We start from the raw sequence: 24,677 nt of genomic DNA, 5'->3' as shown, positions 1-24,677 counted from the left end.
ACCCACGTACATGACCGACGCACCCGTCATCGGCGTCCTGGCCCTCCAGGGCGACGTACGGGAGCACCTCATCGCCCTGGCCGCGGCGGACGCCGTGGCCAGGCCGGTGCGGCGCCCCGAAGAACTCGCCGAGGTCGACGGCCTCGTCCTCCCCGGCGGCGAGTCCACCACCATCTCCAAGCTGGCCGTCCTCTTCGGAGTGATGGACCCCCTCCGCGCGCGCGTGCGTGACGGCCTGCCCGTCTACGGCACCTGCGCCGGCATGATCCTGCTCGCCGACAAGATCCTCGACCCGCGCTCGGGCCAGGAGACCATCGGCGGAATCGACATGATCGTGCGCCGCAACGCCTTCGGACGGCAGAACGAGTCCTTCGAGGCCGCCGTCGACGTCAAGGGCGTCCTGGGCGATCCTGTGGAGGGCGTCTTCATCCGCGCCCCCTGGGTGGAGTCCGTCGGCGCCGGGGCCGAGGTGCTCGCCGAGCACGACGGCCACATCGTCGCGGTCCGCCAGGGCAACGCGCTCGCCACGTCGTTCCACCCGGAGCTGACCGGCGACCACCGCGTGCACGCCCTGTTCGTCGACATGGTGCGCGCGAACCGGACACCGGAGTCCTTGTAGGATTCCTGCGTTCGTTACGCAGACGGGTTACGCGAAGGAGACAGGCAGATGTCCGGCCACTCTAAATGGGCCACGACGAAGCACAAGAAGGCCGTCATCGATGCCAAGCGCGGCAAGCTCTTCGCGAAGCTGATCAAGAACATCGAGGTCGCGGCTCGCATGGGCGGGGTCGACCTGGACGGCAACCCGACGCTCTACGACGCCGTGCAGAAGGCCAAGAAGCAGTCGGTGCCGAACAAGAACATCGACTCGGCCATCAAGCGCGGTGGCGGTCTCGAGGCCGGCGGCGCCGACTACGAGACGATCATGTACGAGGGCTACGGGCCGAACGGTGTCGCGGTGCTCATCGAGTGCCTCACCGACAACCGCAACCGCGCCGCCTCCGACGTGCGCGTCGCCATGACCCGCAACGGCGGCTCCATGGCCGACCCGGGCTCGGTGTCCTACCTCTTCAACCGCAAGGGCGTCGTGATCGTCCCCAAGGGCGAACTGGCCGAGGACGACGTCCTGACCGCCGTCCTGGACGCCGGTGCCGAGGAGGTCAACGACCTCGGCGAGTCCTTCGAGGTGCTCAGCGAGGCCACCGACCTGGTGGCGGTCCGCACCGCCCTCCAGGAGGCCGGCATCGACTACGACTCGGCCGACGCCAACTTCGTCCCCACCATGCAGGTGGAACTGGACGAGGAGGGTGCCAGGAAGATCTTCAAGCTGATCGACGCGCTCGAGGACAGCGACGACGTGCAGAACGTCTTCGCCAACTTCGACGTCAGCGACGAGATCATGGAGAAGGTCGACGCGTAGCGCCGCCGCGCAGCGCGCGGGCTTGGACGGGCCGGTGGGACATTCCCGCCGGCCCGCCGTCGTTGTCGGTGGCAGCGGATAGCCTGGCGTCAGTCAAAGATCAACGCCATGGACCGCGGCCAGGTCACGAGGGGAGGGGACACGCGTGCGCGTACTGGGAGTCGACCCCGGACTGACCCGCTGCGGCGTCGGTGTCGTCGAGGGGGTCGCGGGCCGGCCGCTGACCATGCTCGGTGTCGGAGTCGTCCGCACCCCCGCGGACGCGGACCTGAGCCACCGTCTGGTCGCCGTCGAGCAGGGGATCGAGCGCTGGCTGGACGAGCACCGCCCCGAATGCGTGGCGGTGGAACGCGTGTTCAGCCAGCACAACGTGCGCACGGTCATGGGCACCGCCCAGGCCAGCGCCGTGGCGATGCTCTGCGCGGCCCGGCGCGGCATCCCGGTCGCCCTGCACACCCCCAGCGAGGTCAAGGCCGCCGTCACCGGCAGCGGCCGCGCCGACAAGGCCCAGGTCGGCGCCATGGTCACCCGGCTGCTGCGGCTCGCCGCGCCACCCAAGCCGGCCGACGCCGCCGACGCCCTCGCCCTCGCCATCTGCCACATCTGGCGGGCCCCCGCCCAGAACCGGCTCCAGCAGGCCGTCGCCGCGCACACGGCCGGACAACCCCCGACAACGAAAGGCCGTACGGCATGATCGCCTTCGTCAGCGGCACGGTCGCAGCCCTCGCCCCCGACGCCGCGGTGATCGAGGTCGGCGGCGTCGGCATGGCCGTGCAGTGCACCCCGAACACGCTGTCCACGCTCCGCCTCGGCCGGCAGGCCAGGCTCGCCACCTCCCTCGTCGTACGGGAGGACTCGCTGACCCTGTACGGCTTCGCGGACGACGACGAGCGCCAGGTCTTCGAGCTGCTGCAGACCGCCAGCGGCGTGGGACCGCGGCTGGCCCAGGCGATGCTGGCCGTGCACACGCCCGACGCCCTGCGCCGGGCCGTCGCCACCGGCGACGAGAAGGCCCTCACCGCCGTTCCCGGCATCGGCAAGAAGGGCGCCCAGAAGCTCCTGCTGGAGCTCAAGGACCGGCTTGGCGAGCCCGTCGGCGCACCCGCCGTGGGCGCGCCCGTCACCCAGGGCTGGCGCGACCAGCTGCACGCGGCGCTGATCGGCCTCGGGTACGCCACCCGCGAGGCCGACGAGGCGGTGACCGCCGTGGCACCCCGGGCCGAGGCCGCCGGCGGCACACCCCAGGTGGGACAGTTGCTCAAGGCGGCCCTGCAGACCCTGAACCGAGCCCGCTGAGCCAGGAGTACGTGAGTGAACTGGGACGACACGACCGACACGCCCGCCGCCGAGGCGCTCGCCGGTCCCGCGGCGGAGCGGCTGGTGGGCTCCGCGGCCGACGGTGAGGACCAGGCCGTCGAGGCCGCGCTGCGCCCCAAGGACCTGGGCGAGTTCATCGGCCAGGAGAAGGTCCGCGAACAGCTCGACCTCGTGCTGCGCGCCGCCCGGGCGCGCGGCGCCACCGCCGACCACGTGCTGCTGTCCGGCGCACCCGGCCTGGGCAAGACCACCCTGTCCATGATCATCGCGGCCGAGATGGGCGCCCCCATCCGCATCACCTCGGGTCCCGCCATCCAGCACGCCGGCGACCTCGCGGCCATCCTGTCCTCCCTCCAGGAGGGCGAGGTGCTCTTCCTCGACGAGATCCACCGCATGTCGAGGCCCGCCGAGGAGATGCTCTACATGGCGATGGAGGACTTCCGGGTCGACGTGATCGTCGGCAAGGGCCCCGGCGCCACCGCCATCCCGCTCGAACTGCCCCCGTTCACCCTGGTCGGCGCCACGACACGCGCGGGACTGCTGCCGCCCCCGTTGCGCGACCGCTTCGGCTTCACCGCGCACATGGAGTTCTACGGGCCCGCGGAACTGGAGCGTGTCGTGCACCGCTCGGCAAACCTCCTGGACGTCCGCATCGACACCGACGGAGCCGCCGAGATCGCCGGCCGCTCCCGGGGCACCCCGCGCATCGCCAACCGCCTGCTGCGCCGCGTTCGCGACTACGCGCAGGTCAAGGCGGACGGGACCATCACGCGCGAGATCGCCGCCGCGGCCCTGGCCGTCTACGAGGTCGACGCGCGCGGCCTCGACCGGCTCGACCGGGCGGTCCTCGAGGCTCTGCTGAAGCTGTTCGGCGGCGGTCCGGTCGGCCTGTCGACGCTCGCGGTCGCCGTGGGGGAGGAGCGTGAGACAGTGGAGGAGGTCGCCGAGCCCTTCCTCGTCCGCGAGGGCCTGCTCGCCCGCACTCCGCGGGGCCGTGTCGCCACCCCCGCCGCCTGGGCGCACCTCGGTCTCACCCCGCCCGGCTCATCAGCTGCGGGAAACGGACAACAGGGCCTGTTCGGGGCGTGAGGGCTGCGGTAGTGGCCCGGGGAGGAACCCAGGTGTCATGCTGAGCGTTGTTCCTTGCGTGCGGACTCGCCTAGACTCCGCCGATGCCGCCTTTGTAGGCAGTACACATACCCCCAACCAATCAGGCCGCTCCCCATCGCGGTCATGTGAAGGAAGTTCCGACCCGTGAGTCTCGTGACCCTCCTCCCGTTCATCGTGCTCATCGGGGCCATGTTCCTGATGACCCGGTCGGCCAAGAAGAAGCAGCAGCAGGCCGCGAACATGCGCGACCAGATGCAGCCCGGTAGTGGTATCCGCACCATCGGGGGCATGTACGCCACGGTCAAGGAGGTCAACGACGACACGGTCCTCCTCGACGCGGGCCCGGGCGTCGATCTGCTGTTCGCCAAGAACGCGATCGCGACCGTCCTGACCGACGACGAGTACAACCGCATCGTCCACGGCATCGAGCACGATCTGAAGTCCGACCTCGTCCCCGACGACGCCTCCTCCCTCACCGGTACGGACGAGCCCGCCGACGACACCGGCGCCTCCGACGACACCTCCGTCGACCTCGGCAAGAAGGACGCGGCCGAGGAGCCGGCCGACGCCGCCGAGGCGAAGACGGAGGCGCAGGCCGAGGACGAGCCGAAGAAGACCGACGGCGGCTCCGAGGCGAAGTAGTCACCACCCAGGGCGCGCCGCACCACCTGCGCGCGCCCTGGGGTGCGTTCACTTCGCGCGGGATTCCGACACCATGTCATGGCCGTCGCCGAGCTCACCCGGTGCGGGACGGCCCGAGAGGGAGTAACTAAAAGGTGGCTGTATCCAAAAAGGGACGCAGTGCGAGCGCCCCGAGCAAGCCGGGGCGCTCGCTGGCCCTCATTCTGATCGCCATCGTGGCGCTCACGGGAGGTATGTTCGTCACGGGCAACACCGCCCCGCGCCTGGGTATCGACCTGGCCGGCGGTACGAGCATCACGCTGCGGGCGGTCCCGGAGCGCGGCCAGGAAGCCGCGATCAACAAGGCCAACATGGACACGGCCGTCAACATCATGGAGCGGCGTGTCAACGGTCTCGGCGTCTCCGAGGCCGAGGTCCAGACCCAGGGCAACGACAACATCATTGTCAACATCCCCAAGGGCACCAACTCCAAGCAGGCCCGGGAACAGGTCGGCACCACCGCGAAGCTGTACTTCCGCCCGGTCCTCGCCACGGACGTGACCGGCGCCGCCCCGGCCGAGCCGTCGCCCGGCACCTCCCACAAGGCGACCGACAAGTCCACGGGCGGGGCGACCCCCTCCGGCTCCCCGACGCCCTCGGCCTCCGAGACCAAGCAGGGCCGCCCGGTCACCGACGCCCTGAAGGCGGATGCCACCCCGGCCGCGAGCGGCTCCCCGGCCAGCCCGAACGCCTCGACGAGCCCGTCGGCCGCTGCCAGCGGCTCCCCGGCTCCGAGCAGCGGCTCCGGTGACGCGAACAGCAAGCTCGAGGCCGAGTACGCCGCCCTGGACTGCAGCAAGCAGTCCGTGCGCGCCACCGCCGGCAAGGGCGTGCTGCCCACCGAGGGGACCGTCGCCTGCGGCAAGAACTCGTCGGGCCAGTGGCAGAAGTACCTGCTCGGCCCCGCCGAGGTGGACGGCACGGACGTCAAGAAGGCGGACGCCGTCTTCAACACGCAGACCGCCTCCGGCTGGACCGTGACCATGGAGTTCACCTCCAAGGGCGCCGCGAAGTTCGCCGACATCACCGGCAAGCTGGCCCAGAATCCCTCGCCGCAGAACCAGTTCGCCATCGTCCTGGACGGCGACGTCGTCTCCGACCCGTACGTCAGCCAGGCGCTGACCGGCGGCAACGCGGAGATCTCCGGGCACTTCAACCAGGAGGAGGCGCAGAGCCTCGCCAACATGCTGTCCTACGGCGCGCTGCCGCTGACCTTCAAGGAGGACAGCGTCACCACCGTCACCGCCGCGCTCGGCGGTGAGCAGCTGCACGCCGGCCTGATCGCGGGCGCCATCGGCCTCGCCCTGGTCGTGATCTACCTGGTGGTGTACTACCGCGGACTGGCGATGGTCGCGATCGCCTCGCTGATGATCTCCGCGATGCTCACCTACACGCTCATGTCGCTGCTCGGCCCGGCCATCGGCTTCGCGCTGAACCTGCCGGCCGTGTGCGGTGCGATCGTGGCGATCGGTATCACCGCGGACTCCTTCATCGTGTTCTTCGAACGCATAAGGGACGAGATCCGCGAGGGCCGTTCGCTGCGCCCCGCCGTGGAGCGCGGCTGGCCGCGGGCCCGGCGTACCGTCCTCGTCTCGGACTTCGTGTCGTTCCTGGCGGCCGCGGTGCTGTTCATCGTGACCGTCGGCAAGGTGCAGGGCTTCGCGTTCACGCTCGGCCTGACCACGCTGCTCGACGTGGTCGTCATCTTCCTGTTCACCAAGCCGCTGATGACGATCCTCGCCCGCCGCAAGTTCTTCGCCAGCGGCCACAGCTGGTCCGGTCTGGACCCCAAGCGCCTGGGTGCCAAGCCTCCGCTGCGCCGCACCCGCCGTCCCGCCGGTCCTGCCGCCGGCCCTGTCGAGACGAAGGAGGCGTGAGGTGTCCAAGCTCGGCAACCTCGGCGCCCGACTGCATCATGGCGAGGTCGGCTACGACTTCATCAAGAACCGCAAGATCTGGTACGGCATCTCGATCCTGATCACCATCACGGCGATCCTGGGCCTGGCGGTGCGCGGCCTGAACATGGGCATCGAGTTCCAGGGCGGTGCGGTCTTCACCACGCCGAAGCACATGAGTGCGTCGGTGGCCCAGGCCGAGGACTTCGCGCACAACGCCTCCGGCCAGGAGTCGATCGTGCAGAAGCTCGGTGACGGCAGCCTGCGCATCCAGATCGCGGGCATCGAGACCAGCAAGTCCGACCAGATCAAGGAAGACCTGGCCAAGGACCTGAAGGTCAACCCGGAGCACATCAACGCCGACCTGGTCGGTCCGAGCTGGGGCGAGCAGATCGCCAACAAGGCCTGGCAGGGTCTGGGGATCTTCATGATCCTGGTCGTGATCTACCTGGCGATCGCCTTCGAGTGGCGCATGGCGCTGGCCGCGCTCGTCGCGCTGATCCACGACCTGACGATCACGACCGGCGTGTACGCCCTCGTCGGCTTCGAGGTCACGCCCGGTACGGTGATCGGTCTGCTGACGATCCTCGGTTACTCGCTCTACGACACGGTCGTCGTCTTCGACAGCCTCAAGGAGCAGACGAAGGACATCACCCGGCAGACGCGCTGGACGTACAGCGAGATCGCCAACCGCTCGATCAACGGCACGCTGATCCGTTCCATCAACACCACCGTGGTGGCGCTGCTGCCGGTGGCGGGTCTGCTGTTCATCGGCGGCGGTGTGCTCGGCGCGGGCATGCTGAACGACATCTCGCTGTCGCTGTTCGTCGGCCTCGCGGCCGGTGCGTACTCCTCGATCTTCATCGCCACGCCGCTCGTCGCCGACCTCAAGGAGCTCGAGCCGCCGATGAAGGCCCTCAAGAAGCGCGTGCTCGCCAAGCGGGCGCAGGCGGCGGCGAAGGGCGAGTCCCTGGACGCGGAGCCGGCCGGCGTCGCCGCCGGTGACCGTCCCGGGGGCCCGGAGGACGCCGCACCCGCCGTGGTGGGCCCGCGCGACCAGTCCGCCACCCGCGGTCGGGGCCGCGGCCGACCCTCGGGGAAGCGCCGATGACCGACGTCCAGGAGCTGCTGCTCAGCCGTATCCGTGATGTGGCCGACTATCCGGAGCCGGGGGTGATGTTCAAGGACATCACCCCGCTCCTGGCCGATCCGGCGGCCTTCACCGCCCTCACCGACGCGCTGGCGGAGGTGGGCACCCGGGAGGGGGCGACGAAGGTCGTGGGCCTGGAGGCCCGCGGCTTCATCCTCGGCGCCCCGGTGGCGCTCCGGGCGGGGCTCGGCTTCATCCCCGTGCGCAAGGCGGGCAAGCTCCCCGGAGCGACGCTCAGCCAGGCGTACGACCTGGAGTACGGGTCGGCGGAGATCGAGGTCCACGCGGAGGATCTGAGCGCCGGGGACCGTGTGCTGGTCGTCGACGACGTGCTGGCCACGGGGGGTACCGCGGAGGCGTCCATCCAGCTCATCCGCCGTGCGGGGGCCGAGGTCGCCGGGGTGGCGGTGCTGATGGAACTCGGGTTCCTCGGTGGCCGGGCCCGGTTGGAGCCCGCGCTGTCGGGGGCCCCGCTGGAGGCCCTCCTCCGCCTCTGACCAACGGGGGCCTGGGGCTACCGGCCCCAGGCCCCGCCTGGTCGGCACGTCGCCCCGCCCCACGGGTGAGGGATCCCATCCCTGGGGCCGCGCCTCAGACCCCGGCGGAGGCTTCGCCCCCCGCGCCCCCGGTTTCCCGCCCGCCCGTCTCGGTGGGTGTGTGGGCTCCCGTCTCTGGGGCTGCGCCCCAGACCCCCGCGGGGGCTTTGCCCCCTGCACCCCCGGTTTCCCACCCGCCCACCCGTCTCGGTGGGGTGAGGGGTCCCGTCCCTGGGGCTCCACCCCGTGTCTGAGACGAGGTAGCGGAATCCCGCGGTCGGCTTGTGTGTTTGTGACGTGGAGGGCCCTTCGATCGGGCTCGAGGCGATCCTGGAGCTCTGGATCGCTACCATGGGGTTTCCGGAGCCTGACCGGGGGACCCGGATCGCGCACGAGGAGTCCTCTTGCCAGACGAGGCCCAGCCACTGACCGCCGCCAAGCCCGAGTCCGCCTCGGCGCCCGCGGCCAAGCCCGCGCCGCACGCGAAGAGCGAAGTCCGCGGGACGGCCGAGCACGCGCAGTCCGCCCCCGTCGGCAAGTCGACCGAGGCCGCCCGGCCCAAGCCGGCCCAGCCCGAGCGCCCCGCGCCGCCCCCCGTCGTGCGCCCCTCCACCGGCCAGCCCGGGCGCTCCGGTTCCTCCAACCGCGTCCGCGCCCGCCTTGCCCGCCTCGGCGTGCAGCGCGCCAACCCGTACAACCCGGTCCTCGAGCCGCTGCTGCGGATAGTGCGCAGCAACGACCCGAAGATCGAGAACGCGACCCTGCGCCAGATCGAGCGGGCCTACCAGGTCGCCGAGCGCTGGCACCGCGGCCAGAAGCGCAAGAGCGGCGACCCGTACATCACCCACCCGCTCGCCGTGACCACGATCCTCGCCGAGCTCGGCATGGACCCGGCCACCCTGATGGCGGGGCTGCTGCACGACACCGTCGAGGACACCGAGTACGGCCTTGACCAGCTGCGCCGCGACTTCGGCGACACCGTCGCGCTGCTCGTCGACGGCGTCACCAAGCTGGACAAGGTCAAGTTCGGCGAGGCCGCGCAGGCCGAGACCGTGCGCAAGATGGTCGTCGCCATGGCCAAGGACCCCCGGGTCCTGGTCATCAAGCTCGCCGACCGCCTGCACAACATGCGCACCATGCGCTACCTCAAGCGCGAGAAGCAGGAGAAGAAGGCCCGCGAGACGCTGGAGATCTACGCCCCGCTCGCCCACCGGCTGGGCATGAACACCATCAAGTGGGAGCTGGAGGACCTCGCCTTCGCGATCCTCTACCCCAAGATGTACGACGAGATCGTCCGCCTCGTCGCCGAGCGCGCCCCCAAGCGCGACGAGTACCTCGCGATCGTGACCGACGAGGTCCAGGCCGACCTGCGTGCCGCGCGCATCAAGGCGACCGTCACCGGCAGGCCCAAGCACTACTACAGCGTCTACCAGAAGATGATCGTCCGCGGCCGTGACTTCGCGGAGATCTACGACCTGGTGGGCATCCGTGTCCTGGTCGACACGGTCCGCGACTGCTACGCCGCCCTCGGCACCGTGCACGCGCGATGGAACCCGGTCCCCGGCCGGTTCAAGGACTACATCGCGATGCCCAAGTTCAACATGTACCAGTCGCTGCACACGACGGTCATCGGCCCCAACGGCAAGCCGGTCGAGTTGCAGATCCGCACCTTCGACATGCACCGCCGCGCCGAGTACGGCATCGCCGCGCACTGGAAGTACAAGCAGGAGGCCGTCGCCGGTGCCTCCAAGGTCCGTACCGACGCGCCGAAACCCGCCGGCAAGGCGGGCAAGGACGCGGGCGCCATCAACGACATGGCGTGGCTGCGGCAGTTGCTGGACTGGCAGAAGGAGACCGAGGACCCGGGCGAGTTCCTGGAGTCGCTGCGCTTCGACCTGTCCCGCAACGAGGTCTTCGTCTTCACGCCCAAGGGCGACGTCATAGCGCTCCCGGCCGGCGCCACCCCGGTGGACTTCGCGTACGCCGTCCACACGGAGGTCGGCCACCGCACCATTGGAGCGCGGGTCAACGGCCGTCTCGTCCCGCTGGAATCGACCCTGGACAACGGCGACCTCGTGGAGGTCTTCACCTCCAAGGCGGCCGGCGCCGGGCCTTCCCGCGACTGGCTCGGCTTCGTCAAGTCCCCGCGCGCCCGCAACAAGATCCGGGCCTGGTTCTCCAAGGAGCGCCGCGACGAGGCGATCGAGCAGGGCAAGGACGCGATCGTCCGCGCGATGCGGAAGCAGAACCTGCCGATCCAGCGCATCCTGACCGGCGACTCGCTGGTCACCCTCGCACACGAGATGCGCTACTCGGACATCTCCGCGCTGTACGCGGCGATCGGCGAGGGGCACGTCTCCGCGCCGAACATCGTGCAGAAGCTGGTGCAGGCGCTCGGCGGCGAGGAGGCGGCCACCGAGGAGATCGACGAGAGCGTGCCGCCCGCGCGTGGGCGCGGCCGCAAGCGCCGCTCCAGCGCCGACCCCGGTGTCGTCGTCAAGGGCGTCGACGACGTGTGGGTCAAGCTGGCCCGCTGCTGCACTCCGGTACCCGGCGACCCGATCATCGGCTTCGTCACGCGGGGCAGCGGCGTATCCGTTCACCGCAGTGACTGCGTCAACGTGGATTCACTGTCGCGTGAGCCGGAGCGGATCCTCGACGTCGAGTGGGCACCCACCCAGTCCTCGGTCTTCCTGGTCGCCATCCAGGTCGAGGCCCTGGACCGCTCCCGCCTGCTCTCGGACGTCACGCGCGTCCTGTCCGACCAGCACGTCAACATCCTCTCCGCGGCCGTCCAGACCTCCCGCGACCGCGTCGCCACCTCCCGCTTCACCTTCGAGATGGGCGACCCCAAGCATCTGGGGCACGTCCTGAAGGCCGTACGGGGCGTGGAGGGTGTCTACGACGTCTACCGGGTCACCTCGGCGCGCAGCCGGGCGTAGGCCGCCCCAGACACCAAGAGCACGGCTGAGGGCCCCCGTAGGCGCTACGGGGGCCCTCAGCCGTGCTCGGGAATCCGGGGTGGTGTCCGGTGGTCAGCCGCCGAACTCCTGGAGGCCCTTCAGGGCCTGGTCCAGAAGCGCCTGGCGGCCCTCCAGCTCCCTCTCGAGCTTGTCGGCCCTGGCGGTGTTGCCCTGGGCACGAGCCTGCTCGATCTGCCCCTTCAGCTTGTCCACGGCGGCCTGGAGCTGACCGGTCAGACCCTCGGCGCGGGCGCGCGCCTCCGGGTTCGTCCGGCGCCACTCGGTCTCCTCGGCCTCCTGGAGGGCCCGGTCGATCGTGTGCATCCGGCCCTCCACCCGCGGACGGGCGTCGCGCGGCACATGGCCGATGGCCTCCCAGCGCTCGTTGATCGAGCGGAAGGCGGCCCGGGCTGCCTTCAGGTCCGTGACCGGCAGGAGCTTCTCGGCCTCCTCGGCCAGCTCCTCCTTCAGCTTGAGGTTCTCCGCCTGCTCGGCGTCCCGCTCGGCGAACACCGCGCTGCGGGCGGCGAAGAAGACGTCCTGGGCGCCGCGGAAGCGGTTCCACAGATCGTCCTCGTGCTCACGCTGGGCACGGCCGACGGCCTTCCACTCCGTCATCAGCTCGCGGTAGCGGGCCGAGGTGGGGCCCCACTCCGTCGAGCCCGACAGTGCCTCGGCCTCGGCGACCAGCCGCTCCTTGGCCTTGCGGGCGTCCTCGCGCTGCGCGTCCAGCTGCGCGAAGTGCGCCTTGCGCCGCTTGGAGAACGCCGACCGGGCATGCGAGAAGCGGTGCCACAGCTCGTCGTCGGACTTGCGGTCCAGCCGCGGCAGCCCCTTCCAGGTGTCCACCAGCGCGCGCAGCCGCTCCCCGGCCGCCCGCCACTGGTCGGAACGGGCCAGCTCCTCGGCCTCGACGACCAGCGCCTCCTTGGCGTGCCGGGCCTCGTCCGCCTGCCGGGCGCGCTGCGCCTTGCGCTCCTCACGGCGGGCCTCGACCGTCTCGACCAGCTTGTCCAGACGGGCACGCAGCGCGGCCAGGTCGCCGACCGCGTGGTGCGCGTCGACCTGCTCCCGCAGATGGTCGACGGCGACCTGGGCGTCCTTGGCCGACAGGTCGGTGGTCCGCACTCGCTTCTCGAGGAGGCCGATCTCGACAACCAGGCCCTCGTACTTGCGCTCGAAGTAGGCCAACGCCTCCTCAGGGGAGCCGGCCTGCCAGGAACCGACGACCTGCTCGCCGTCGGCCGTTCGCACGTACACGGTCCCCGTCTCGTCGACGCGGCCCCACGGGTCGCTGCTCACAGCGCCTCCTCCACATGATGCCTGCGGAGGGCCTCGAAGCTCCCCCGGGCATCGTCCACAGTTTCGTCACCGCCAACATAGGCGAACGGCGGGTGACCTGTCCGCATCCAGCGCGACCGAAATTTCCCGGCCCGCCGCCGCTGACGTCAGGACTTCGTCACCGTCGCCTTGTTGATCACCACGGTCGCGTTCGGGGCGGTGTTGCCCGTCTGCGGATCGGCGGGCTCCGCCCCGGCGTCCGCGATCTTCTTCAGCACCTTCATACCCGACGCGGAGACGGTGCCGAAAGGCGTGTAGCTGGGCGGAAGCGGACTGTCCTGGTACACCAGGAAGAACTGGCTTCCGCCGGAGTGCTCCTGCCCCGTGTTGGCCATCGCCACGGTGCCCGCCGGATAGACGTCGCCCTTCAGGCTTTTGTCCTTGAGGTTCTCGTCCGGAATCGTGTATCCGGGACCGCCCCGGCCCGTACCCTCCGGGTCGCCGCACTGCAGGACGTAGATGCCCTCCGCGGTGAGCCGGTGGCACTTGGTGTGGTCGAAGAAGCCCTTGCCGGCCAGGAAGTCGAAGGAGTTCACGGTGTGCGGTGCCGCGGAGGCCTTCAGGTCCAGGTCGATCGCGCCGCAGGTGGTGTCGAGCGTCATCGTGTACTTCGCCGACTTGTCGATCGTCATCGCCGGCTCCTTGGGCCAGCTCAGCTTCTTCACCGAGCCCGCGGCCGGCTTGGCGCACGGGTCCGGGGCCTTGCTGGTGGCCGAGGCGCTGGGGGTGACCTCCGCGCTCGCGTTGGCCTTGTCGTCCTTGCCGCTCTTCAACACCCCGGTCGTGTACAGCGCGACACTGCCGATGAGGACCACGCCCAGCACCGACGCGATCACGGAGTTGCGCACGTGTGACTTGCGCCGCGCGGCGGTGCGCCGCTGCTGCTGCCGCAAGAACTTCTCCCGGGCGAGCTGACGTCGCCGCTGCTCCTGGCTGACCACCGCGTTCTCTCCTCATGCGTCTCATGTGTCCACCGGTACGGGTGGGTCGCTCGAGGCGGCCACCCGCGTGTGCCCCGTACCGTATATGGGTTACCTGAGGATCCGGCAGCGCCGGTAGGCTCTGACAACGGGCTCAGCCGCCTGATGCCCTCCCGTATCGACACAACGAAGGACGATCGTGCTCATTGCCGGGTTCCCCGCCGGGGCCTGGGGGACGAACTGCTACCTCGTCGCCCCCGCCGCCGGTGAGGAGTGCGTGATCATCGACCCCGGCCACCAGGCCGCCCAAGGCGTCGAGGAAGCGATCAGGAAGCATCGGCTCAAGCCCGTCGCCGTCGTCCTCAGCCACGGCCACATCGACCACGTGGCCTCGGTCGTCCCGGTGTGCGGCGCCCACGACATACCGGCCTGGATCCACCCGGCCGACCGGTACATGATGAGCGACCCCGAGAAGGCGCTCGGCCGTTCCATCGGCATGCCGCTCATGGGCGAGCTGACCGTGGGGGAGCCGGACGACGTGAGGGAACTGGCCGACGGCGCCGCGCTGAAGCTGGCCGGCCTGGAGTTCTCCGTCGCGCACACGCCCGGCCATACCAAGGGGTCGGTGACCTTCCGGATGCCCGAGGCCGCGGACATCCCGCCGGTCCTCTTCTCCGGGGATCTGCTGTTCGCCGGCTCCATCGGACGCACCGACCTGCCCGGCGGTGACATGGCCGAGATGCTCGACTCGCTGGCCCGCGTGTGCCTGCCGCTCGACGACTCGACCGTGGTGCTGTCCGGCCACGGCCCCCAGACGACCATCGGCCGGGAGCGTGCCACCAACCCCTATCTGCGGCAGGTGGCCGCCGGCCCGGGAGCGGACCTGGACGACGCTCCCCGACGAGGAATGTGACGAGAGACCTTCCGTGAGCACCTTCAAGGCCCCCAAGGGCACGTACGACCTGATCCCGCCGGACTCCGCGAAGTACCTGGCGGTCCGCGAGGCGATCGCCGCCCCGCTGCGCAACTCCGGCTACGGGTACATCGAGACCCCCGGCTTCGAGAACGTGGAGCTGTTCGCGCGCGGGGTCGGCGAGTCCACCGACATCGTGACCAAGGAGATGTACGCCTTCGAGACCAAGGGCGGCGACAGGCTCGCCCTGCGGCCCGAGGGCACCGCCTCCGTCCTGCGCGCCGCCCTGGAGGCCAACCTCCACAAGGCGGGCAACCTGCCGGTCAAGCTGTGGTACTCCGGCTCCTACTACCGCTACGAGCGCCCCCAGAAGGGCCGGTACCGCCACTTCTCGCAGGTCGGTGCCGAGGCGATCGGCGCCGAGGACCCGGCCCTGGACGCCGAGCTGATCATCCTGGCCGACCAGGCCTACCGTTCGCTGGGCCTGAGCGACTTCCGCATCCTGCTCAACAGCCTCGGCGACAAGGAGTGCCGCCCGGTCTACCGGGCCGCCCTCCAGGACTTCCTGCGCGGCCTGGACCTGGACGAGGACACCCGCGCCCGGATCGAGATCAACCCCCTGCGCGTCCTGGACGACAAGCGGGAGTCGGTCCAGAAGCAGCTCACGGGCGTACCGCTGCTGCGTGACTACCTGTGCGACGCCTGCAAGACGTACCACGAGGAAGTGCGGGCGCTCCTTGACGCCCAGGGGGTCGCCTTCGAGGACGACGCCAAGCTGGTCCGCGGACTCGACTACTACACCCGCACCACCTTCGAGTTCGTGCACGACGGGCTCGGTTCCCAGTCCGCGGTGGGTGGCGGCGGCCGGTACGACGGCCTGTCCGAGATGATCGGCGGCCCCGCCCTGCCGTCGGTGGGCTGGGCGCTGGGCGTGGACCGTACGGTCCTGGCCTTGGAGGCGGAGGGAGTCGAGCTCCAACTCCCGTCCAGCACCAGCGTGTTCGCCGTTCCGCTCGGCGAGGAGGCGCGCCGGGTGCTGTTCGCGAAGGTCTCCGAACTGCGCAAGGTGGGCATCGCCGCCGACTTCTCCTACGGTCACAAGGGCCTCAAGGCCGCCATGAAGGCGGCCAACAGGTCCGGTGCCCGCTACGCGCTCGTCGCCGGCGAACGCGACCTCGCCGAAGGCGTCGTCCAGCTCAAGGACATGGACTCCGGCGAGCAGACGGCGATCGCGGTCAACGAGATCGTCGCGGAACTGGAATCCCGCCTCGGCTGACGCCCCGCGTGCAGAAGGGCGCCGGGTGCTCGGTCGGGCACCCGGCGCCCTTCGCCGTTCTGGGTGGGCCCCGGTCTCACTCCTTGCGCCGGTCCTTCCAGCGGAACGTGAGCAGGCACAGCGCCAGGCCGCCGACGCACCAGGCCGCGAGTACCAGGGCGATCCGCCCGAACTCCCAGCTCCCCGCCTGTTCCAGCACCCGTGCCGAGTCCGGCAGGAAGACTCCGCGCAGGCCCTGGCAGAGCCATTTCAGGGGGAACAGCGCGCCGACGTTCAGCATCCAGTCGGGGATGGTGTCGACCGGGATGTACACCCCGGAGATGAACTGGAGCACCAGGAACGGCAGGACGACCACCGAGCTGGCGCTCCTCGCCGACCTGGGCACCGAACTGATCGCGATGCCGAGCAGAGCGCACCCGGTCAGGCCGAGGACGAAGATCCAGGCGAAGTCGAACCACCGGGACGCCTCCGAGGGGAGCGGGACGTCGTACACCGTGGAGCCGACGAGCAGCAGGATCGCCGTCTCCAGCAGGCCGGTGAAGAGAACCAGCCAGATTTTCCCCAGGAAGTACGCCGCCGGCGGCATCGGCGTGCCGCGCAGCCGGCGCAGCACCTTCTCGTCCCGTTCGACGGCGATGGATATGCCCAGGGACTGGAAGCTGGTCGACATGATGCCCGAGGCCATCATCGCCGGGACGTACAGCTGCGCGGTGGTGATGCCGGCGTCGTGCACGTCGTTGCGGAAGATCGACGCGAACAGGAACAGGAACACCACCGGGAAGGCGAAGGTGAACACCACCTGATCGCGTTGCCGGAAGAACTGCGTGATCTCCAGGGCGCCCTGGTGCAGCCCGAGTCCCCACGCCCCGGGCCCGCGCGACGTGGCCGCCTCGGTGCGGGTGCCTGCGGCGGTCGTGGTCATCCCGCGTCCTCCTGTCCGGTCAGCCGGAGGTAGACGTCCTCCAGCGTGGGGCGGCTCACCCGCAGGCCGGGTATCTCGCCGTCGAAGCGGCGCGCCAGATCGGCGACGGTCCTGGTGGGGGTGCCGGTGTGCTCGGTGTGCGGGGTGCCGTCGGGGTCCGTCCACTCGACGGTGGCGCCGCTGCCGTGCCGTTCCCGCAGCTCGCGGGAGGTGCCCTCGGCGACGATCCGGCCCTGGGCGACCACCGCCAGCCGGTCCGCGAGGGCCTCCGCCTCCTCCAGGTAGTGCGTGGTCAGCAGGATCGTCGTGCCCTCCTGGGCGAGTGTGCGGATCAGGGTCCAGAACCGGCGCCGGGCCGCCGGGTCGAAACCGGTCGTCGGCTCGTCCAGGAGCAGCAGCTCGGGGCCGCCGATCACCCCGAGGGCCACGTCCAGCCGGCGGCGCTGGCCGCCCGAGAGCGCCTTGGTCCGGCTGCCCGCCTTCGCCTCCAGGCCGACCAGGGCGATGACCTCCTCCGGGTCGCGCGGCCGGGGGTAGTAGCGGGCGAAGTGCCGCACGGTCTCGCGGACCGTCAACTCGGCGGGCGCCGATTCGTCCTGCCAGACGATTCCGACGCGCGAGCGCCACGCGCGCGGGGCGCTTGCCGGGTCCGCCCCCAGGACGGAGACCTCGCCCGCGTCCCGTGAGCGGTGGCCCTGGATGATCTCCACCGTGGTGCTCTTGCCCGCGCCGTTGGGTCCCAGAAGGCCCAGGACCTCGCCCTTCCTGATGGCGAGGTCCATTCCGTCGACCGCAGTGACGTCCCCGTACCGCTTGCGCAGCCCCCGTACGTCCACCGCGAGTTCGTTTCCTGTCATGCTCCGAGCATGGTCCGGAACCGCACGTTCGGATACGACTGTGCACACCTTCGTGTCCACCTGACGGTGCTCACGCGCACACGTGCGGCACAATGGCCGTGCCCGAAGAAGGTCCCACCCACAAGTGACGGAATCGGCGTGATGAGCAAGACGACAGTCAAACACGTCCCCGCGGAGACCGAGCCGGAGCGCGCGGTGCCCGCACCGCGGACGGTGGGCGGCAGCCGCGCCTTCGCCCTGCTGCTGGTGATCACCGGAGCGGCCGGTCTGCTCGCCGCGTGGATCATCACGATCGACAAGCAGAAGATCCTCGAGGGCAAGCTCAGCGGCAAGACCTTCACACCGAGCTGCAGCCTCAACCCGATCGTGTCCTGCGGCAGCGTCATGGAGAGCAAGCAGGCCACCGTCTTCGGCTTCCCCAACCCGCTGCTCGGCCTGGTCGCCTACGGCATCGTCATCTGCGTCGGCATGAGCCTGCTCGCCCGCACCAGCTTCCCGCGCTGGTACTGGGTGACGTTCAACCTCGGCACGCTCTTCGGCGTCTGCTTCGTCACCTGGCTCCAGTTCCAGTCGCTGTACCGGATCAACGCGCTGTGCCTGTGGTGCTCGCTGGCCTGGGTGGCCACGATCGTCATGTTCTGGTACGTGACCTCCTTCAACATCCGCAACGACTTCCTGCCCGCCCCGCGCCCGGTGAAGAACTTCCTCGCCGAGTTCACCTGGGTCCTGCCGGTCACGCACTGCGGAGTCATCGTCATGCTGATCCTGACCCGCTGGGGCACGAGCCTGTGGGCCTGAGCCGGAGCCGGTGATCCACCGTCCGGCCGTGTTGTCGGCGGTGTGCCATAGGGTTTCAGCGTGGAGCCCGACCTGTTCACCGCCGCAAGTGAAGAACGCCAGGAGAAGGACCCGGCCGCGAGTCCCCTGGCGGTCCGGATGCGCCCGCGCACCCTCGACGAGGTGGTGGGCCAGCAGCATCTGCTCAAGCCCGGCTCGCCGCTGCGCCGGCTGGTCGGTGAGGGAGCGGGCGGTCCCGCGGGACCCTCGTCGGTGATCCTGTGGGGCCCGCCAGGCACCGGCAAGACCACCCTGGCGTACGTGGTCTCCAAGGCCACCAACAAGCGCTTCGTGGAGCTGTCGGCGATCACCGCGGGCGTCAAGGAGGTCCGCGCGGTCATCGACGGCGCCCGCCGCGCCTCCGGCGGGTACGGCAAGGAGACCGTCCTCTTCCTGGACGAGATCCACCGTTTCAGCAAGGCCCAGCAGGACTCCCTGCTCCCGGCGGTCGAGAACCGCTGGGTGACCCTGATCGCGGCCACCACGGAGAACCCGTACTTCTCGGTGATCTCCCCGCTGCTCTCCCGCTCGCTCCTGCTCACCCTCGAACCGCTCACCGACGACGACGTCCGCGGTCTGCTCCGCCGTGCGCTCACCGACGAGCGCGGCCTGAGGTCGGCCGTCGGCCTCGCCGAGGACACCGAGAGCCATCTGCTGCGCATCGCCGGCGGCGACGCCCGCCGCGCCCTGACCGCCCTGGAGGCCGCCGCCGGGGCCGCCCTCGACAAGGGCGAGAGCGAGATCGGCCTGACCACGCTGGAGGAGACCGTCGACCGGGCCGCGGTGAAGTACGACCGCGACGGCGACCAGCACTACGACGTCGCCAGCGCCCTGATCAAGTCCATCCGCGGCTCCGACGTCGACGCCGCCCTGCACTACCTGGCCCGGATGATCGAGGCCGGCGAGGACCCGCGGTTCATCGCCCGCCGCCTGATGATCTCCGCCAGTGAGGACATCGGCCTGGCCGACCCCCACGCGCTGCCCACGGCGGTCGCCGCCGCCCAGGCCGTCGCCATGATCGGTTTCCCCGAGGCCGCCCTGACCCTCAGCCACGCCACCATCGCCCTGGCCCTCGCCCCCAAGTCCAACGCGGCGACCACGGCGATCGGCGCCGCCCTGGACGACGTGCGCAAGGGACTGGCCGGACCGGTCCCGCCCCATCTGCGGGACGGGCACTACAAGGGGGCGGCCAAGCTCGGGCACGCGCAGGGGTACGTCTACCCGCACGACCTGCCCGAGGGCATCGCCGCCCAGCAGTACGCGCCGGACGCCCTGAAGGACCGCGAGTACTACACCCCGTCCCGGCACGGCACCGAGGCGCGGTACGCGGACGCGGTCGAGTGGACCCGCAAACACCTCGGTCGGAAGCGGTCGTGAGCGCCCTGTAGACTTCCCTGAAGCGCTGAGTTCCGTGTCCGGAACCCCGAAAGGGGAACCGGCGCCACCAGAGCGGGACATTCAGCCGGAACTCCGCCGTTCTGTCCAGGACGACGGGGATCCAGGAGCGTCGCGCACCGTCGAACGGTGTCGCGGGCAGCCCACCACCACCCGGAGCTCCGGGAGCGGTCGGTGGGCCACTCGCGTGCTGCACGTATGTGCCCAGACCAGGGGAGCGGCTGCCCATCGGGCCCGGCAGGGTCCCGGCGGGTTTCCCCGGCTGCGGATGCGACCTCCCCTAACCCTGGTGAAGCCGTATTCGTACAGAAGACAAGAGGTGTTTGGTTCATGGCGAACCAGTCCCGCCCCAAGGTCAAGAAGTCGCGTGCCCTCGGTATCGCGCTGACCCCGAAGGCCGTCAAGTACTTCGAGGCGCGTCCCTACCCGCCGGGTGAGCACGGCCGTGGCCGCAAGCAGAACTCGGACTACAAGGTCCGTCTGCTCGAGAAGCAGCGTCTGCGCGCCCAGTACGACGTCAGCGAGCGTCAGCTCGTCCGCGCCTACGAGCGTGCCGCCAAGACGTCGATGAAGACCGGTGAAGCCCTGGTCATCGACCTCGAGAAGCGCCTTGACGCCCTGGTCCTGCGTTCGGGCATCGCCCGCACGATCTACCAGGCCCGTCAGATGGTCGTCCACGGCCACATCCAGGTCAACGGCAAGAAGGTCGACAAGCCGTCCTTCCAGGTCCGTCCCGACGACGTGGTCCAGGTGCGCGAGCGCAGCCGCGAGAAGACCCTCTTCCAGGTCTCCCGCGAGGGTGGCTTCGCCCCCGACGGCGAGACCCCCCGCTACCTTCAGGTGAACCTCAAGGCCCTGGCGTTCCGCCTGGACCGTGAGCCGAACCGCAAGGAGATCCCGGTGATCTGCGACGAGCAGCTCGTCGTCGAGTACTACGCCCGCTGATCACCGGCAGGTCGTAGCACCGCAGCACCACCTCGGCCCGCCGTCTCCCCGCCCTTCTGGGCGGGCGGGACGGCGGGCTCGTTCATGCCACCGGCACACGGACATCAATCCGGTACGGAGCCCCACCCTCAGCGCGATAGGCTCGGTGCCACGACTTTCTCGATGTACAGGCACGTTTCAGGGAGCGGGTGCGCACAGTGTCCGGTGGAGAGGTGGCCGGGATCCTGGTGGCCGTGTTCTGGGCGATCCTGGTCTCCTTCCTCGCCGTCGCGCTGGCGAGGCTGGCCCAGACGCTCAAGGCGACCACCAGACTCGTGGCGGACGTGACCGACCAGGCCGTTCCGCTGCTGGCCGAGGCCTCCCAGGCGGTGCGCTCCGCGCAGACCCAGATCGACCGCGTCGACGCGATCGCCTCGGACGTCCAGGAGGTCACGTCCAACGCCTCCGCGCTGTCGACCACCGTCGCCTCGACCTTCGGCGGCCCGCTCGTCAAGGTCGCGGCCTTCGGCTACGGCGTGCGCCGGGCGCTGGTCGGCCGCAAGGAGGACGTGCCCGGCAAGACGTCGAGGCGTACCGTGATCGTGGGCCGCACCGTCCCGGCCGCGCGGCGGGGGAAGCGGAACAACCGGGAGAAGTAAGGACTAGCGATGTTCCGCCGTACGTTCTGGTTCACCACTGGTGTCGCCGCCGGAGTGTGGGCCACCACCAAGGTCAACCGCAAACTCAGGCAGCTGACCCCCGAGAGCCTCGCCGCGACCGCGGCGACCAAGGCGGTCGAGGCCGGTCACCGGCTCAAGGACCGCGCCCTCGGCTTCGCGCTCGACGTCCGCGACAACATGGCCACGCGGGAGGCCGAACTCGGCGAGGCACTGGGCCTGAACGCCCCGGTCGACCCGGAACTGCCCCCGTCCGGGCGGTACACCGCCATCGAGAACCGCAACCAACCGAAGTACGTCGAGGACCCGGCGTCCTCGGAACACCCGTACACGACGTACTCGTACAACCGGAATGAGGACCACTGATGGAGTCGGCTGAGATCCGCCGCCGCTGGCTGAGCTTCTTCGAGGAGCGCGGGCACACCGTCGTCCCTTCGGCGTCGCTCATCGCCGACGACCCGACTCTGCTCCTCGTCCCGGCCGGCATGGTGCCCTTCAAGCCCTACTTCCTGGGTGAGGTCAAGCCGCCCTTCTCGCGCGCGACCAGCGTGCAGAAGTGCGTGCGCACGCCCGACATCGAAGAGGTCGGCAAGACCACCCGGCACGGCACCTTCTTCCAGATGTGCGGCAACTTCTCCTTCGGTGACTACTTCAAGGAGGGCGCCGTCAAGCTCGCCTGGGAGCTGCTCACCACGCCCCAGGACAAGGGCGGTTACGGCCTGGAGCCGGAGAAGCTCTGGATCACCGTCTACCAGGACGACGACGAGGCCGAGCGGCTCTGGCACGAGGTCGTCGGCGTGCCCAAGGAGCGCATCCAGCGCCTGGGCAAGAAGGACAACTTCTGGTCCATGGGCGTCCCCGGCCCGTGCGGCCCCTGCTCGGAGATCAACTACGACCGCGGCCCCGAGTTCGGTGCCGAGGGCGGTCCCGCCGTCAACGACGAGCGGTACGTGGAGATCTGGAACCTCGTCTTCATGCAGTTCGAGCGCGGCGAGGGCACCGGCAAGGACGACTTCGAGATCCTCGGCGACCTGCCGAGCAAGAACATCGACACCGGGCTCGGCCTGGAACGGCTCGCCATGATTCTGCAGGGCGTGCAGAACATGTACGAGATCGACACGTCCATGGCCGTCATCAAGAAGGCCACCGAGCTGACCGGTGTCGCCTACGGCGAGGCCCACGCCTCCGACGTCTCGCTGCGCGTGGTCACCGACCACATGCGCACCGCCACCATGCTCATCGGTGACGGCGTCACCCCCGGCAACGAGGGCCGCGGGTACGTGCTGCGCCGCATCATGCGCCGCGCCATCCGCAACATGCGTCTGCTGGGTGCCACCGGTCCGGTCGTCAAGGACCTCGTCGACGTCGTCATCGCCATGATGGGACAGCAGTACCCGGAGCTGGTCACCGACCGCGAGCGCATCGAGAAGGTCGCCCTCGCCGAGGAGGCCCGCTTCCTCAAGACCCTCAACGCCGGTACGAACGTGCTGGACAGCGCCGTCGCCGAGACCAAGGCCGCCGGCTCCGCCGTGCTGCCCGGCGACAAGGCCTTCCTGCTCCACGACACCTGGGGCTTCCCGATCGACCTCACCCTGGAGATGGCCGCCGAACAGGGCCTGTCCGTGGACGAGGACGGCTTCCGCCGCCTGATGAAGGAGCAGCGGGAGCGCGCCAAGGCCGACGCCCGGGCCAAGAAGACCGGCCACGCCGACCTCGGCGCCTACCGTGAGATCGCCGACTCCGCCGGCGAGACCGACTTCATCGGCTACACGGACACCGAGGGCGAGTCCACGATCGTCGGCATCCTCGTCGACGGAGCCTCCTCGCCGGCCGCCACCGAGGGCGACGAGGTCGAGATCGTCCTCGACCGCACCCCCTTCTACGCCGAGGGCGGCGGCCAGATCGGCGACACCGGCCGCATCAAGGTGGACTCCGGCGCCGTCATCGAGGTCCGCGACTGCCAGAAGCCGGTCCCGGGCGTGTACGTCCACAAGGGCGTCGTCCAGGTCGGCGAGGTCACCGTCGGCGCCAAGGCGCACGCCTCGATCGACTTCCGCCGCCGCAAGGCCATCGCCCGCGCCCACTCCGCCACGCACCTGACCCACCAGGCGCTGCGGGACGCCCTCGGCCCGACGGCCGCCCAGGCCGGCTCCGAGAACCAGCCCGGCCGGTTCCGCTTCGACTTCGGCTCCCCGTCCGCCGTCCCGACGGCCGTGATGACCGACGTCGAGCAGAAGATCAACGAGGTGCTCGCCCATGACCTCGACGTGCACGCCGAGGTCATGAGCATCGACGAGGCCAAGAAGCAGGGCGCCATCGCCGAGTTCGGCGAGAAGTACGGCGAGCGCGTGCGCGTGGTGACCATCGGTGACTTCTCCAAGGAACTGTGCGGCGGCACCCATGTGCACAACACCGCCCAGCTGGGCCTGGTGAAGCTGCTCGGCGAGTCGTCGATCGGTTCCGGGGTGCGCCGTATCGAGGCCCTGGTGGGCGTCGACGCCTACAACTTCCTCGCCCGTGAGCACACGGTCGTCGCCCAGCTCCAGGAGCTGGTCAAGGGCCGTCCGGAGGAGCTTCCGGAGAAGGTCTCCGCCATGCTCGGCAAGCTGAAGGACGCCGAGAAGGAGATCGAGAAGTTCCGCGCCGAGAAGGTGCTCCAGGCCGCCGCCGGTCTCGCCGAGTCCGCCAAGGACGTCCGCGGTGTGGCCGTCGTCACGGGGCAGGTCCCGGACGGCACCACCCCGGACGACCTGCGCAAGCTGGTGCTCGACGTGCGCGGCCGGATCCAGGGCGGCCGGGCCGCCGTGGTTGCCCTGTTCACGGTGAACAACGGCAAGCCGCTCACGGTCATCGCCACCAACGAGGCGGCCCGCGAGCGCGGTCTGAAGGCCGGTGACCTGGTCCGTACGGCCGCCAAGACCCTCGGCGGCGGCGGTGGCGGCAAGCCGGACGTCGCCCAGGGCGGCGGGCAGAACCCGGCCGCCGTCGGCGAGGCCGTGGACGCCGTGGAGCGGCTCGTGGCGGAAACGGCCAAGTGATGAGAAGAGGACGTCGGCTCGCGATCGACGTCGGGGACGCCCGGATCGGGGTCGCCTCGTGCGACCCCGACGGGATCCTCGCCACCCCGGTGGAGACGGTTCCCGGCCGGGACGTCCCCGCGGCACACCGCCGCCTTCGGCAGCTCGTCGCGGAGTACGAGCCGATCGAGGTCGTCGTCGGTCTCCCGCGCTCCCTCAAGGGGGGCGAGGGACCGGCCGCGGTCAAGGTCCGCGCCTTCGCCGGCGAGCTGGCCAAGGGCATTGCCCCGGTGCCGGTCCGCCTGGTGGACGAGCGGATGACCACGGTGACGGCCAGCCAGGGACTGCGCGCCTCCGGAGTGAAGTCCAGGAAGGGACGCTCCGTGATCGACCAGGCCGCGGCCGTCATCATCCTCCAGCAGGCCCTGGAATCCGAACGAGGGTCAGGGAAAGCACCCGGCGAGGGCGTCGAAGTGGTCATCTGATCGCGGTACGGTAACGTTCCGCGCGATGCGCCGGTGTTCGA

Annotated in this window: 23 protein-coding genes; 19 read left to right on the top strand and 4 right to left on the bottom strand. The window is 70.2% G+C overall.

Going from position 1 to position 24,677, the window contains the following annotated elements:
* Window positions 1-10: 10 nt before the first annotated feature.
* From pdxT to ACIHCX_RS21030, 10 genes are all read left to right on the top strand, one after another.
* A complete protein-coding gene (pdxT, locus tag ACIHCX_RS21075) occupies window positions 11-619 on the top strand; it encodes a pyridoxal 5'-phosphate synthase glutaminase subunit PdxT (protein WP_400031594.1) in 609 nt (202 codons plus the stop codon).
* A 48-nt stretch (window positions 620-667) separates the two neighbouring features.
* A complete protein-coding gene (locus ACIHCX_RS21070) occupies window positions 668-1,420 on the top strand; it encodes a YebC/PmpR family DNA-binding transcriptional regulator (RefSeq protein WP_400031592.1) in 753 nt (250 codons plus the stop codon).
* A gap of 145 nt (window positions 1,421-1,565) precedes the next feature.
* Window positions 1,566-2,114 carry a crossover junction endodeoxyribonuclease RuvC gene (ruvC, locus tag ACIHCX_RS21065; RefSeq protein ID WP_400031590.1) on the top strand — a complete coding sequence of 183 codons (549 nt, stop codon included), beginning with the start codon at window positions 1,566-1,568 and terminating at the stop codon, window positions 2,112-2,114.
* Window positions 2,111-2,716, top strand: a complete 606-nt coding sequence (ruvA, locus tag ACIHCX_RS21060; protein ID WP_400031588.1) for a Holliday junction branch migration protein RuvA — start codon at window positions 2,111-2,113, stop codon at window positions 2,714-2,716. The genes ruvC and ruvA overlap by 4 nt, the downstream gene beginning before the upstream one ends.
* Before the next feature lie 15 nt (window positions 2,717-2,731).
* A complete protein-coding gene (gene ruvB / locus ACIHCX_RS21055; protein ID WP_400031586.1) occupies window positions 2,732-3,826 on the top strand; it encodes a Holliday junction branch migration DNA helicase RuvB in 1,095 nt (364 codons plus the stop codon).
* A 165-nt stretch (window positions 3,827-3,991) separates the two neighbouring features.
* Window positions 3,992-4,489: a preprotein translocase subunit YajC gene (gene yajC, locus ACIHCX_RS21050; RefSeq protein WP_400031584.1), complete on the top strand. Its 498-nt coding sequence runs from the start codon at window positions 3,992-3,994 to the stop codon at window positions 4,487-4,489.
* A 134-nt stretch (window positions 4,490-4,623) separates the two neighbouring features.
* Entirely contained in the window at window positions 4,624-6,405 is a 1,782-nt protein-coding gene (secD, locus tag ACIHCX_RS21045) for a protein translocase subunit SecD (protein ID WP_400031582.1), read from the top strand.
* A gap of 1 nt (window position 6,406) precedes the next feature.
* The gene (secF, locus tag ACIHCX_RS21040) at window positions 6,407-7,534 is read left to right on the top strand and encodes a protein translocase subunit SecF (RefSeq protein WP_400031580.1); all 1,128 of its coding nucleotides are present in this window, start codon (window positions 6,407-6,409) and stop codon (window positions 7,532-7,534) included.
* A complete protein-coding gene (locus ACIHCX_RS21035) occupies window positions 7,531-8,070 on the top strand; it encodes an adenine phosphoribosyltransferase (protein WP_400031578.1) in 540 nt (179 codons plus the stop codon). Before secF ends, ACIHCX_RS21035 begins: the two co-directional genes overlap by 4 nt.
* A 443-nt stretch (window positions 8,071-8,513) precedes the next feature.
* Complete coding sequence (locus ACIHCX_RS21030) at window positions 8,514-11,051, top strand: RelA/SpoT family protein (protein WP_400031576.1); 2,538 nt, start codon at window positions 8,514-8,516, stop codon at window positions 11,049-11,051.
* 93 nt (window positions 11,052-11,144) lie between these two features.
* On the opposite strand, the gene ACIHCX_RS21025 is transcribed toward ACIHCX_RS21030, so the two are convergent.
* Window positions 11,145-12,374 (bottom strand): DUF349 domain-containing protein, encoded by a 1,230-nt coding sequence (locus ACIHCX_RS21025; RefSeq protein ID WP_400031574.1) that lies wholly within the window; start codon window positions 12,372-12,374, stop codon window positions 11,145-11,147.
* A gap of 146 nt (window positions 12,375-12,520) precedes the next feature.
* Window positions 12,521-13,354 (bottom strand): peptidylprolyl isomerase, encoded by an 834-nt coding sequence (locus ACIHCX_RS21020; protein WP_400031572.1) that lies wholly within the window; start codon window positions 13,352-13,354, stop codon window positions 12,521-12,523.
* 178 nt (window positions 13,355-13,532) lie between these two features.
* On the opposite strand from ACIHCX_RS21020, the gene ACIHCX_RS21015 reads away from it, so the two are divergent.
* Together ACIHCX_RS21015 and hisS are read left to right on the top strand one after the other, a co-directional pair.
* Window positions 13,533-14,246, top strand: coding sequence for an MBL fold metallo-hydrolase (locus ACIHCX_RS21015; RefSeq protein WP_400031570.1), 714 nt, complete (start codon window positions 13,533-13,535; stop codon window positions 14,244-14,246).
* A gap of 13 nt (window positions 14,247-14,259) precedes the next feature.
* A complete protein-coding gene (hisS, locus tag ACIHCX_RS21010; RefSeq protein WP_400031568.1) occupies window positions 14,260-15,522 on the top strand; it encodes a histidine--tRNA ligase in 1,263 nt (420 codons plus the stop codon).
* Window positions 15,523-15,598: 76 nt separating this feature from the next.
* Here hisS and ACIHCX_RS21005 read toward each other — a convergent pair whose 3' ends face one another.
* A complete protein-coding gene (locus tag ACIHCX_RS21005) occupies window positions 15,599-16,444 on the bottom strand; it encodes an ABC transporter permease (protein WP_400031566.1) in 846 nt (281 codons plus the stop codon).
* Window positions 16,441-17,301 (bottom strand): ABC transporter ATP-binding protein, encoded by an 861-nt coding sequence (locus tag ACIHCX_RS21000; protein ID WP_400031564.1) that lies wholly within the window; start codon window positions 17,299-17,301, stop codon window positions 16,441-16,443. Before ACIHCX_RS21000 ends, ACIHCX_RS21005 begins: the two co-directional genes overlap by 4 nt.
* A gap of 141 nt (window positions 17,302-17,442) precedes the next feature.
* Between ACIHCX_RS21000 and ACIHCX_RS20995 the strand changes: the two genes are divergently transcribed.
* The 7 genes from ACIHCX_RS20995 (at window position 17,443) to ruvX (ending at window position 24,636) form a co-directional block, all read left to right on the top strand.
* On the top strand, window positions 17,443-18,099 hold the full coding sequence (locus tag ACIHCX_RS20995) for a vitamin K epoxide reductase family protein (protein ID WP_400031562.1): 657 nt from the start codon (window positions 17,443-17,445) through the stop codon (window positions 18,097-18,099).
* Window positions 18,100-18,159: 60 nt separating this feature from the next.
* On the top strand, window positions 18,160-19,515 hold the full coding sequence (locus ACIHCX_RS20990) for a replication-associated recombination protein A (RefSeq protein WP_400031560.1): 1,356 nt from the start codon (window positions 18,160-18,162) through the stop codon (window positions 19,513-19,515).
* 348 nt (window positions 19,516-19,863) lie between these two features.
* Window positions 19,864-20,478 carry a 30S ribosomal protein S4 gene (gene rpsD / locus ACIHCX_RS20985; RefSeq protein ID WP_100567868.1) on the top strand — a complete coding sequence of 205 codons (615 nt, stop codon included), beginning with the start codon at window positions 19,864-19,866 and terminating at the stop codon, window positions 20,476-20,478.
* A 188-nt stretch (window positions 20,479-20,666) separates the two neighbouring features.
* Complete coding sequence (locus tag ACIHCX_RS20980; protein ID WP_400031557.1) at window positions 20,667-21,116, top strand: DUF948 domain-containing protein; 450 nt, start codon at window positions 20,667-20,669, stop codon at window positions 21,114-21,116.
* Window positions 21,117-21,125: 9 nt separating this feature from the next.
* Window positions 21,126-21,500, top strand: a complete 375-nt coding sequence (locus ACIHCX_RS20975; RefSeq protein WP_400031555.1) for a hypothetical protein — start codon at window positions 21,126-21,128, stop codon at window positions 21,498-21,500.
* Entirely contained in the window at window positions 21,500-24,172 is a 2,673-nt protein-coding gene (alaS, locus tag ACIHCX_RS20970) for an alanine--tRNA ligase (protein ID WP_400031553.1), read from the top strand. The genes ACIHCX_RS20975 and alaS overlap by 1 nt, the downstream gene beginning before the upstream one ends.
* Window positions 24,172-24,636 carry a Holliday junction resolvase RuvX gene (gene ruvX / locus ACIHCX_RS20965; RefSeq protein ID WP_400031551.1) on the top strand — a complete coding sequence of 155 codons (465 nt, stop codon included), beginning with the start codon at window positions 24,172-24,174 and terminating at the stop codon, window positions 24,634-24,636. Before alaS ends, ruvX begins: the two co-directional genes overlap by 1 nt.
* Window positions 24,637-24,677: the final 41 nt, after the last annotated feature.

This window comes from Streptomyces sp. NPDC052043, from assembly GCF_044548235.1.
In the GTDB taxonomy this organism is placed as follows: domain Bacteria; phylum Actinomycetota; class Actinomycetes; order Streptomycetales; family Streptomycetaceae; genus Streptomyces.
The sequence above is the reverse complement of the archived record's forward strand: the minus strand, read 5'-3'. Positions and strand labels throughout refer to the sequence as shown.

Excerpts from the sequence above, each read along its gene's own strand:
- alaS (WP_400031553.1), top strand. The coding sequence starts at position 21,500 with ATGGAGTCGGCTGAGATCCGCCGCCGCTGGCTGAGCTTCTTCGAGGAG.
- ACIHCX_RS21035 (WP_400031578.1), top strand. The coding sequence starts at position 7,531 with ATGACCGACGTCCAGGAGCTGCTGCTCAGCCGTATCCGTGATGTGGCC.
- pdxT (WP_400031594.1), top strand. The coding sequence starts at position 11 with ATGACCGACGCACCCGTCATCGGCGTCCTGGCCCTCCAGGGCGACGTA.
- ACIHCX_RS21005 (WP_400031566.1), bottom strand. The coding sequence starts at position 16,444 with ATGACCACGACCGCCGCAGGCACCCGCACCGAGGCGGCCACGTCGCGC.
- ruvA (WP_400031588.1), top strand. The coding sequence starts at position 2,111 with ATGATCGCCTTCGTCAGCGGCACGGTCGCAGCCCTCGCCCCCGACGCC.
- ACIHCX_RS20975 (WP_400031555.1), top strand. The coding sequence starts at position 21,126 with ATGTTCCGCCGTACGTTCTGGTTCACCACTGGTGTCGCCGCCGGAGTG.
- ACIHCX_RS21000 (WP_400031564.1), bottom strand. The coding sequence starts at position 17,301 with ATGACAGGAAACGAACTCGCGGTGGACGTACGGGGGCTGCGCAAGCGG.
- ruvX (WP_400031551.1), top strand. The coding sequence starts at position 24,172 with ATGAGAAGAGGACGTCGGCTCGCGATCGACGTCGGGGACGCCCGGATC.
- rpsD (WP_100567868.1), top strand. The coding sequence starts at position 19,864 with ATGGCGAACCAGTCCCGCCCCAAGGTCAAGAAGTCGCGTGCCCTCGGT.
- ACIHCX_RS20995 (WP_400031562.1), top strand. The coding sequence starts at position 17,443 with ATGAGCAAGACGACAGTCAAACACGTCCCCGCGGAGACCGAGCCGGAG.
- ACIHCX_RS21070 (WP_400031592.1), top strand. The coding sequence starts at position 668 with ATGTCCGGCCACTCTAAATGGGCCACGACGAAGCACAAGAAGGCCGTC.